Source organism: Catenulispora pinisilvae, from assembly GCF_015356865.1.
GTDB classification, from domain to species: Bacteria; Actinomycetota; Actinomycetes; order Streptomycetales; family Catenulisporaceae; genus Catenulispora; species Catenulispora pinisilvae.
This window is the reverse complement of sequence record NZ_JAAFZA010000327.1, coordinates 1-9,850: the sequence shown is the minus strand read 5'-3', so window position 1 is coordinate 9,850 and position 9,850 is coordinate 1. Positions and strand designations below refer to the sequence as shown.

The 9,850-nt window shown below is 69.8% G+C and carries 9 protein-coding genes; 2 read left to right on the top strand and 7 right to left on the bottom strand.

The window, feature by feature from the left end; translation table 11 throughout:
* Window positions 1–1,007: 1,007 nt before the first annotated feature.
* Entirely contained in the window at window positions 1,008–1,676 is a 669-nt protein-coding gene (locus IZR01_RS45195) for a response regulator (RefSeq protein WP_369125520.1), read from the bottom strand.
* A gap of 38 nt (window positions 1,677–1,714) precedes the next feature.
* Entirely contained in the window at window positions 1,715–3,070 is a 1,356-nt protein-coding gene (locus IZR01_RS45190; RefSeq protein WP_194927427.1) for a sensor histidine kinase, read from the bottom strand.
* 134 nt (window positions 3,071–3,204) lie between these two features.
* On the opposite strand from IZR01_RS45190, the gene IZR01_RS45185 reads away from it, so the two are divergent.
* Together IZR01_RS45185 and IZR01_RS45180 are read left to right on the top strand one after the other, a co-directional pair.
* Entirely contained in the window at window positions 3,205–4,128 is a 924-nt protein-coding gene (locus IZR01_RS45185) for an ABC transporter ATP-binding protein (RefSeq protein WP_194927426.1), read from the top strand.
* A complete protein-coding gene (locus IZR01_RS45180) occupies window positions 4,125–5,015 on the top strand; it encodes an ABC transporter permease (protein ID WP_194898889.1) in 891 nt (296 codons plus the stop codon). The genes IZR01_RS45185 and IZR01_RS45180 overlap by 4 nt, the downstream gene beginning before the upstream one ends.
* Window positions 5,016–5,044: 29 nt before the next feature.
* Here IZR01_RS45180 and IZR01_RS45175 read toward each other — a convergent pair whose 3' ends face one another.
* The 5 genes from IZR01_RS45175 to IZR01_RS45155 all read right to left on the bottom strand — a co-directional run.
* Window positions 5,045–6,889, bottom strand: a complete 1,845-nt coding sequence (locus IZR01_RS45175; RefSeq protein ID WP_194927425.1) for a glycoside hydrolase family 35 protein — start codon at window positions 6,887–6,889, stop codon at window positions 5,045–5,047.
* Between the two features lie 129 nt (window positions 6,890–7,018).
* A complete protein-coding gene (locus IZR01_RS45170) occupies window positions 7,019–7,897 on the bottom strand; it encodes a helix-turn-helix domain-containing protein (RefSeq protein WP_194898887.1) in 879 nt (292 codons plus the stop codon).
* A gap of 44 nt (window positions 7,898–7,941) precedes the next feature.
* Complete coding sequence (locus IZR01_RS45165; protein WP_194927424.1) at window positions 7,942–8,709, bottom strand: SIR2 family NAD-dependent protein deacylase; 768 nt, start codon at window positions 8,707–8,709, stop codon at window positions 7,942–7,944.
* Between the two features lie 93 nt (window positions 8,710–8,802).
* On the bottom strand, window positions 8,803–9,303 hold the full coding sequence (locus IZR01_RS45160) for an NUDIX hydrolase (protein ID WP_194898885.1): 501 nt from the start codon (window positions 9,301–9,303) through the stop codon (window positions 8,803–8,805).
* Window positions 9,304–9,379: 76 nt separating this feature from the next.
* The coding region (locus IZR01_RS45155) for a peroxiredoxin (RefSeq protein WP_194898884.1) at window positions 9,380–9,850 on the bottom strand (471 nt) is incomplete at its 5' end.

Sequence of the window (9,850 nt, the reverse complement as noted above, 5' to 3'; positions counted from 1 at the left end):
CCATCCGCGCTCTGGCCGGCCTCGGCTTCGCCTTCACCCCCGCTGAACAACCACTGCGCACCCCGGACCGCCTCACCGCCGCCCTCGGCCACTAGATCAAGTCAGCGTGTTAATGAAATGCGCCCCCCACATGGCCGGTTCTTGACATCCATGCGAATAGAAACGCGCTCGGGCGTGTCGCCGCAGTCGGCACCCGGGATCTTCTCCACCACTGCGGTGGACGCGGTCTCCGAGCCGCGCCCGCCGACCCAGGATGCGCGGTTTCGGGACTGCCGCGCCGCCAGCACCTGGACCGGCGGCCGAACTCGCCAAGCTGCCGGTACCGCACCACCAGTTTTGTACTTCTCCGGTCGGTTTTCGGTTCGTTCCCCTCGGTCGCGTCGGCAGGGCTTCGCCTACAGCGCCGGTGGCCGGGAGTCAAGTTCGCGCTATCAAAACCGCAGCTTGCAGCCCCGACCGCAACGGCGCGGACTTTACTCCCGGACACCGGTGCTGTACCCCTTGGGGCTGACGACGCGACCGTGGGGAACGAACCGCAACCACCTCACAAACCGCCGCCGCAGGGCCCTGAGGCGACCACCCTATGGAGCAGCGCCAGTTCCCCGAGGGAGCCGAGAGCCCCCGCCGGAGGCGCCGGCCCTTCATCACAGCTTTTGATCTTGCTGTTGACTTTGATCTTGCTGTTGATCTGGCTCTTGTTCCGACCTGCCGGAGATGAAGAGGCCTGAGATGCGCCGGGGTTGTGAACACCGGAACCGGCAGCCGAGTCACACACTCGCCGCCTCGAACCCCGAACCGGCACAACCATGACCGAAGGCCGTAAAAAGCTTCTAAAACTCACAGACCAACAGCAACCCGCCCCGAAAACCCCAGTTCACCGTAAACCCCAGTTCACCGCAAACCCCAGTGAGTCCGCGAGGCCCGTGAACAGCGAGGCCTGTGAACAGCGCGAGGCCCGTCATCCGCGAGTCCCGTGAACAGCGCGCCTCGTGCCAGCGCGCCTCGGCTCAGCGCGAGGTCGAGACCAAGCCCGCCTCATAGGCCGTGATCACCAGCTGCACCCGGTCCCGGGCGCCGAGCTTGGTGAACAGCCGCGCCACGTGTGCCTTGGCGGTGGCCGCGCTGATGAACAGTTGCTCGGCGATCTCGCCGTTCGACAGTCCGCGCCCGACCAGCGTCAGTACCTCGCGTTCGCGCTCGGTGACGCCGCCCAGCAGGGCCTTGTCCCCGCGGTTCGCCGCGCTGCCGACTGGCTCGGGGCGGATCGCGAACTCGGCGATCAGTTTGCGGGTGACGCTCGGGGCGATGATCGCGTCGCCGGAGGCCGCGACTCGGACCGCGTCCAGGATCGAGTCCAGGGCCATGTCCTTGACCAGGAAGCCGCTCGCGCCGGCTCGTAGCGCGGCGTAGACGTACTCGTCGTCGTCGAAGGTGGTGAGCATGACGACGCGGGTGGTGTCGCCGGTCTCGGTGATGCGCCGGGTGGCCTCGATGCCGTCCATCTCCGGCATGCGGATGTCCATCACGGCCACGTCCGGGGTGTGCGCGGTGGCCAGCCGGACCGCTTCGGCGCCGGTGCCGGCCTCGCCGACCACCTCGATGTCCGGGGCGTCGTTGATCAGCACCCGCAGGCCGGTCCGGATCAGTGGTTGGTCATCGGCGAGGATCACGCGGATGGGGCTCGGTGCGGGGTCTGGGATCGCTGCCTCTGGGATCACTGGGTCACCGCCGGATTCGGGTCGGGTGTCGGGAGCGCGCGGGGGATGGGGCGATCGATGTCAGGCTGCTGCTCGGTCTCGACGGCTGCTTTCTCGACGGTTGCCTTCTCCTTCGCCGAGCCGCTGTACACCGTCCCGAATCCGCCGGGCACCGGCAGCGTGGCGCTCACCAGGAACCCGCCGCCGTAGCGGGGACCGGCGGTGAAGGTGCCGTGCACCAGGCTCACCCGCTCGCGCATGCCGACCAGGCCGAAGCCGGTGCCGCCGGAGCCCAGCACGCCGTGGCCGTCGTCGGAGACGGTGATCGCCACCGCGCTGTCCTGGTACTCGATCCGGACCCGGCAGGTCCGGGCCCCGGAGTGGCGCACCACGTTGGTCACCGACTCCTGGACGATCCGGTACGCCGCCAGGTCGACCTCGCCGGGCAGCGGCCGGGGCATCCCGATGTTCTCGACGATCGCCAGCACCCCCGCGTGCTTCGTCGAGGCGACCAACTGGTCCAGGTCGGCCAGGCCCGGCGCCGGGTCGCTCGGGGTCTCGGCGTTCTCGTCCCGGCGCAGTGCGGTCAGGGTGCGGCGCAGCTGTGACAGGGTGTCCCGGCTGGTGTCCTCGATCGCCTGGAGCGCCTTGCGCGCCTCGGCCGGCTGGGTGCCGATCACCCGGTTGCCCATCCCGGCCTGGATGGCGATGATGCCGATGCTGTGCGCGATCATGTCGTGCAACTCGCGGGCGATGCGCAGCCGCTCGATGGCCACCGCCTGCACCGCGGCGTCGGCGCGCTGCCGGATGGCCCCGGCCCGGCGCTCCCGGGTCGAGCTGCCGAGCAGCCAGGCCACCATGGTCAGCAAGGTGACCACCACGACGTGCGTCGGCATCAGCTGTGCGGAGCCGGGGGTGAAGGCGGCGAACGAGGACACGCCGCCGGCGAGGATCAGGCCCGCGGCCTTGATCGACGTATGCCGCGGCCAGGCGAGCGCGATGGCGACCAGGCAGAAGTCGGCCGCGACGAGCAGGGTGTAGCGGGTGTCGGCAGGCGAGTACTCGGTGCCGAGCAGCACTTGGGCGGCCCCGAGCGCGCCGGCGAAGAACAGCGGTCGGCGGCGGACCAGCGGAAGCAGGACGACTATGCACAGCGCCGGAAGCGCGCGCTGCCAGCCGTTGGCCTGGTAGTTCTGCTGGAGCAGGTACCCGCCCGGCTGCACGATCCAACCATCCGGACCGGGTAACCCGGCCGGGTAGTAGTTGTACCTGTTGAACTGCCGCAGGTACGGCATGGTCAGAGCGATCAGCCCGAGGTAGCCGGCCACCAACAGGCCGTCTACCACCCACAGGCCGCGTCGCGTCTTCTCCATGCCCAAGATCGTAGACAGCGGCCGGGGGTGCCCGCATCGGCTCAGGGGCTTACATCCGCAGGCCACCACCGGACATCTCATCTTGGCTCCCGGGCCGATGCCCGACTACGTGGCGTCCCGACAATCTGAATCCCGTGATCGAGCTGACTGACCTCACCAAGCGTTACGGCGACAAGACGGCCGTGGACCACCTGACCGTGACCGTCCGATCCGGGACGGTGACCGGCTTCCTGGGCCCCAACGGTTCCGGCAAGTCCACGACCCTGCGGCTGATCCTCGGCTTGAACGCGCCGAGTTCCGGCGCCGTCACCGTCGACGGCCACCCCTTCACCGACCGGCCGCGCGGGCTGCGCCACGTCGGCGCGCTGCTGGACGCGCAGGACATCCACGGCGGACGCTCGGCCGTGGCGCACCTGAAGTCGCTGGCCGTCAGCAACCGGATCCCGCTGCGCCGGGTCGGGGAGGTGCTGGAGGAAGTCGGGCTGGCCGAGGCCGGACGCAAGCGGATCGGCGGCTACTCGCTGGGCATGAAGCAGCGCCTGGGCATCGCCGGCGCGCTGCTCGGCGATCCGCCGGTGCTGCTGTTCGACGAACCGCTGAACGGTCTGGACCCCGAGGGCGTGCGCTGGGTGCGCGAGATGTTCCAGCGGCTGGCCAAGGAGGGGCGGACGGTGTTCGTCTCCAGCCACCTGATGTCCGAGATGGAGCACACCGCCGAGCGGTTGGTGGTGATCGGGCGTGGGCACTTGATCGCCGACGAGACGCTGGCCGAGTTCTCCCGGCGGGGCTCGCAGGCCACGGTGCTGGTGCGGGCCCCGGAGGCCGCGGCGCTGGCCGCGATCCTCACCGCGGAAGGGGCCGACGTCCAGCCGGCCGACTCCGACGGTGACGCCGGCGGCCTGACCGTCGTCGGCCTGACCGCCCCGAAGATCGGCGAACTGGCCTGGCGCAACAACATCATGCTGGCCGAGTTGGCCACCCAGAACGCCTCGCTGGAGAAGGCGTTCATGGAACTGACCGCCGACGCCGTCGAATACGCCGCAGGAGAAGCCCGATGAGCACCATGACGACGACCGCCGCGTCGAAGACATCCGTCCCGCTTCCCAACGAGCCCAAGCCGCGCTTCCGCGATCTGTGCCGGATGGAGTGGATCAAGGTCGCCTCGCTGCGCTCCACCTGGCTGGTGCTGCTCGTGGCGGCGGCCGCGACCGTCTTCATCAACCTGAACGGGGTCCGCTCGGATCTTCAGTATCTGGACAACGATCTCGCGCATCCCACGCAGGTCCTGCCGAACGGCACAGTGTGGCACTTCGTCTACAACCCGCTCTTCCGTTCCCTGTCCCGCATCGCGGTGCAGCTGATGATGCTGGGCGGCGCGGCGATCGGCGCCTTGACGATGTTCGGCGAGTTCTCCACCGGGCAGGTCCGCACCACCTTCGCCGCGGTCCCGAAGCGCGGGGGCGTGGTCGCGGCGAAGATCACAGTGCTCTGCACGATCACCACGGTGCTGGCGTTCGTCGTCGCGCTGGTCTCGTTCCTCGGCGGACAGGCGATGGTGGCCGGCCGGCACGTCGGGCTGTCGATCACCGATCCCGACGCCCAGATCGCCATCGCCGCCTACACCCTCGTGGTCCCGGTCTGCGCGCTGATCGGCATGCTGTTCGGCGCGCTGATCCGCAACGCCACGGCCTCGATCGTGGCCGTGGTCGCCTTCCTGTTCCTGCTGCCCGCCTTCTTCGGCGGCGACAAGTACCGCTGGGTGGTGGAGGTCCGACACCTGTTCCCCGACGACGCCGAGCAAACGCTCGCGTTCTGGCACAAGGACCCGTATCAGACGATGGGGAGGTGGCCGGCCGGCCACACGCACGCCTGGCTGGTGTATGCGGGCTGGGCCGTGATCTCGATCGTGGTGGCGATGGTGGTCGTGAAGAAGCGGGACGCCTGATGCGCGCCCAGTTCTAGCTCGGCCGCGTGTCAGTAGTCCGCGTGGGTGTAGGGCGTCGCGACTGGTCCGAGATCGGGGGTGTCGCGCAGCTCTACCTCAAGGCTCTGCGAACCGGGCTCCGGTTCCAGGGCCAGCACCAGGATCTCGTTCTCGCCGGCGCGCCACAGGGGGGCCGGGGCGTAGAGGGTGATCTGGGGGCCCCGGTTCCACAGCCGGCCGAGCAGGAATCCGTTGAGCCAGACCAGGCTCCGCGCCGTGGAGGGGACGGCGAGGAACCCGTCGGCCGGCTCGGGGAGGACGACGGCGGCCCGGTGGAACGCGGGGCCCACGGTGGTGCTCGCCGCAGGGTTCTGATTCTGGGTGGCAGGCAGCCCCGACAGGTCGTCGAGCGGCAGCACCCGCTGCTCCCAGCCGAACTGGAACTGGTGGTCCAGCCGCACCCCGCCGACCAGGCCCTTGCGGTCGGCCAGGTGCGGCCCGTAGTTCACCCGGCCGAGCGGCTCGACCAGGATCTCCAGATCCAGGCCCCCGTCCGGGATCTGGAGATCCAAGGTCTGCTCGGGCTTGTCACGCTCCAACATCCCGAGCAGCTTGCCGGCCGCGAAGACCTGCGCGAGGTCGCGGACGCCCTCGATCCGCAGCGTGTGGGTGCGCGCGGGGCCGTCGAGGCGGCGGCGGTAGTGGACCAGGCCGAAGGCGTGGCCGAGCTTCTCGATCGGCTCCGGGACCGGGCGCCGGACCGGGGCCGGCGCCAGCAGGTCCAAGTGGTCCCGCAGCGCCGCGATCCGGGGCGCGGTAACGGTTTGCGGCTTCGCTCGTGGCAACAGGGCGGGCGGCTCGGTGTCGCCGAGCTCGACATGGCGGCCGATGACCTCGCGGAACAGGTGGAACTTCGGCGTCAGCTCCCCGGCCTCGCCGACCGGGGCGTCGTAGTCGTAGCTGGTGATCGTGGGCTGATATCCCGGATCGCCGGCGAGCAGGCCGGAATGGTTGGCACCGGCCCAGAAACCGAAGTTGGTGCCGCCGTGGCCCATGTAGAGGTTGACCGAGGCGCCCGCGGCCAGGATCTGGTCCAGAGTCTGCGCGGCGTCCTCGGGGGTGCGGGTGTGGTGCGCCTCGCCGAAGTGGTCGAACCAGCCGTTCCAGTACTCCATGCAGACCTGCGGGTCGTCCGGGCGGACGCGGCGCAGGGTCGCGAAGCCCTCGGCGGCGTGCGAGCCGAGATTCACGGTGGCCAGCACGTCCGGCAGCGAGCCGCCGGCCAGCATCAGATCCTGCGGGCCGTCGGAGGTGAACAGCAGGGTGTCCACCCCGCGCACTATCAGGCCCTTGCGAAGGTGGTCGAGGTATTCGGGGTCGGTGCCGAAGCTGCCGTACTCGTTCTCGATCTGCATCGCCACGATCGGTCCGCCGCGCGTCGCCTGCAGATCGGCCAGCACCGGGATCAGCTGGTCGAACCAGGCGTCCACGGCTGCCAGGTACGTCGGATCGGTCGTGCGCAGCCGTATGTTCTCATCGGCCAGCAGCCACGCCGGCAGCCCGCCGAAGTCCCACTCCGCGCAGATGTAAGGGCCCGGACGCGCGATCACGTCGAGCCCGAGTTCGTCGGCGAGCCGCACGAATGCCGCGACGTCCCGCCAGCCGTCAAAACGGACCGGACCCGGCTCGCTCTGATGGAAGTTCCACGCGATGTAGACCTCGATGGTGTTGCAGCCCATGGCCCGCAGCCGCTCCAGCCGGTCCCGCCACAGCTGGGGATGCACCCGGAAGTAGTGGATCGCCGCCGAGACGATCCGGTGCTCCCGGCCGCCTCGCAGGAACCTGCCGCCGCCGGACTCGACGGGCTCGATGGTCAGTACGCGCTCGTGTGCCACCCTGCGATGATCGGGGCGCGGGCGGGTGCGCCACCATGGATCTTGGTGAGGCGTTCTTGGATATTTGTCGCCGCGATCCGCCGCGGCGCGCGCCTCACCGGACAGCGGGCCTTACCCGGACAGCGCGCCTCACCCGGACAGCGAACCGCGCCGGAACATCGTCGGCGACAACCCGACCCGCTGCGTGAACAACCGCGTGAAGTACGCCGGATCGTCGTAGCCGACGGCCCGCGCCACCTGCACGACGCTCTGGTCCGTCGCGGCCAGCAGGTCCTTAGCCTTCGACAGCCGCACCCGCAGGATGTACTCCTTCGGCGTCGATCCGGTGGCCAGCCGCACTTCCTCGCGCAGCTGGGTGACCGTCAGCCCGAGCCGGGTGGCGTGGTCCTGGAGCGCGACCGGATCGGTGGCGTTCTCGGTGAGGGCCCGGACGGCCCGCGATTCGCGCAGCCCCGGGCCGTTGTCGCGGACCGCGGTGATCAGGCGGTGGATGAGGATCCCCGACGACACCTCGTAGTGCGGCCCGGCGGTGCGGACCGCGGTGAGCAGTTCGCGGAACAGCTCGCGGACCGGGCGCGCGTCACCGAGCGGGACCACCGGCGAGGCGCGGGACAGGAAGTCCAGGCTCTCGTAGCCGGCCGCCGCCGGGCCGTCGAACAGGGCCCAGGTGATGGTCCAGCCGCCGACGTCCGGCTGGTAGGAGTGCACGAGGCCGGGGAACAGCCAGAACGCCGCCGGGGCCTTGATCGGCAGCCGGGTGCGCGGGCGGTCGCCCCACTCGATCCAGCCCGAGCCGCGGGTCACCAAGTGCAGCGCATAGCAGTTCAGGACTCGCGCGTCCCAGCGGATGCCGTGCTCGGCGATGGTGTGCCAGCCGGCGCCGTACAGGGCCAGGCCCAGGCGGCGGTGCTCCTCGGCCGGGGTCATGTAGACCGCGTACTCCGACACCGGCGGCTGCCAGGGTTCCTCCCAGGCGGCCGCCGGATCGTCGTCCCGGGGCACGTTCACGCGTCATATGCTCCGCCGGTGCGCAACCTCGCGTCAATCCACGGTTAACGTGCGGATTCCCCGGCGGCGATCAGCTCGGCGACGATCCGCGGGACCGCCTCGCCGATCGGGTCGCGGATCACCTCGCTGGCGAGGTGGTCGTACGGAGTCGGCTCGTTGTTGACGATGACCAGGTCCGCGCCGTTACCCACCGCCACCTCGCACATCGACGCGGCCGGCTGGACCTGGAGCGAGCTGCCGATGGCCAGGAAGATCGTGGAGTTCTCAGCCACCTGCTCGGCCTGCCACAGGCTCCGCGAGTCCAGGTTCTGGCCGAACATGATGGTCCCGGCCTTCAGGATGTCGCCGCACACCGGGCACGCCGGGTCCGGCTCGCCGGCCGCGACCCGCTCCAGCGTCTCCTGCATCGTGGAGTGGTAGGTGCAGCCGGAGCCGATGCAGACCACGTCGAACATGTTCCCGTGGATCTCGATCACCTTGTCCGGCGTCGATCCGCCCCGCTGGTGCAGCCGGTCGATGTTCTGCGTGATGATCCGGACCGCGCGGCCGGAGTGCTCCAGCTCCGCGAGCGCCTTGTGCGCCGCGTTCGGCTCCGCCTCCCAGGCCGGGTTGTCCCGCCGGGCCTGCCAGGACCGCACCCGCAGTTCGGGGTCGGAGACGTAGGCGCCGTAGGTCGACAGCAGTTCGGCGATCGGGTCCTTCGTCCACACGCCCCTGGGACCCCGGAAGTCCGGGATACCGGAGTCGGTGCTGATGCCGGCACCGGTCAGGACGCCGATCGGACCCTTGTTGCCGCGCCATTCGGTGGTCATGCGTAAAGCATGGGAGCACGGCAGGGTGCGGGCAAGCAGAATGCGGGCAAGCAGAATGCGGGCAAGAGTGCGGGCAAGCAGAGGCAAGCAGAGTCAGTGGTGCCATGGGAGCTCGACGAGGTCTTCCGGCGGCCCGTCGCGCAGGATCGAGGCCAGCAGCGGAGCCAGGCCCCACGGCGCGATGTTCTCGTCGGTGGACTCCAGCTCCGGGACCGACCACCAGCGGTGCTCGTCGACGGTCTTCTGCTCGTATTCGGTGAAGCCGCTGATGTCGATGTCGAGCACGTCGACCCGGAGGAAGAAGAAGTCCTCGCGCAGGTCGCCGGTCACCCAGCCGAAGTCGGCGTAACCGCCGGTGGCCGCGACCAGGCCGCCGAGCTCTTCGGGAGCCACGATCAGGCCGGTCTCCTCGCGCAGTTCGCGGGCCGCCGCGACGTTCACCGTCTCGCCCTCGTCGATGCCGCCGCCCGGGGTGAGCCAACCGGGGCGCTTGCCCGGCCTGCCGCGGTACTTGAACAGCAGCAGGCGGTCCTCCCTGTTCATCAGCAGGACGCGGGCGGCGTGTCGGGCGTAAGGGCCTGCGGGCAGCGACATGCCCCTCAGAATAGTTGCGGCCTCAGGCGAAGGCGCAGCCGCAGGCGGGGGTGCGGCCTCGGGCCGAAGTACCCTCTCAGGCCACTAGGGCGCCGATCTGCTCGGTCAGCGTCGCGACCGACTGGAACATCAAGCCGAAGGTCGCCACGTGCTTCCAGCGCAGCACTCCCTCGGCGTCGATCAGGAACACAGACCGCTTCAGGCCCAGGCCCTTCATCGCGATGCCGTACTGCCGGATCACCGTCTTGTCGGGGTCGGCGAGCAACGGCATCTGCAACCCGTGCTTCAGCGCGAACTTCTCGTGGCTGTCCACGTCCTGCGGACTGATGCCCCAGACCTCCGCCCCGATCCCGGTGAACTTCTCCAGCTCGTTGGAATACGAGCACATCTGCTTGGTGCACACCGGCGTGTCGTCGCCGGGGTAGAAGGCCAGGACGATCGGCTTGCCGCGGTGCGCGGACAGCGTGAAGTCGCGGCGCTCGACCTCGGCGCCGGCCAGGACGGCGCCCGGCAGGGTGAAGTCGGGGGCCGGGGCGCCGATCTCGGG

Coding starts and splice junctions, on each gene's coding strand:
- IZR01_RS45190 (WP_194927427.1), bottom strand. CDS start 3,070: ATGGAGAAGACGCGACGCGGCCTGTGGGTGGTAGACGGCCTGTTGGTG.
- IZR01_RS45180 (WP_194898889.1), top strand. CDS start 4,125: ATGAGCACCATGACGACGACCGCCGCGTCGAAGACATCCGTCCCGCTT.
- IZR01_RS45165 (WP_194927424.1), bottom strand. CDS start 8,709: ATGACCACCGAATGGCGCGGCAACAAGGGTCCGATCGGCGTCCTGACC.
- IZR01_RS45160 (WP_194898885.1), bottom strand. CDS start 9,303: ATGTCGCTGCCCGCAGGCCCTTACGCCCGACACGCCGCCCGCGTCCTG.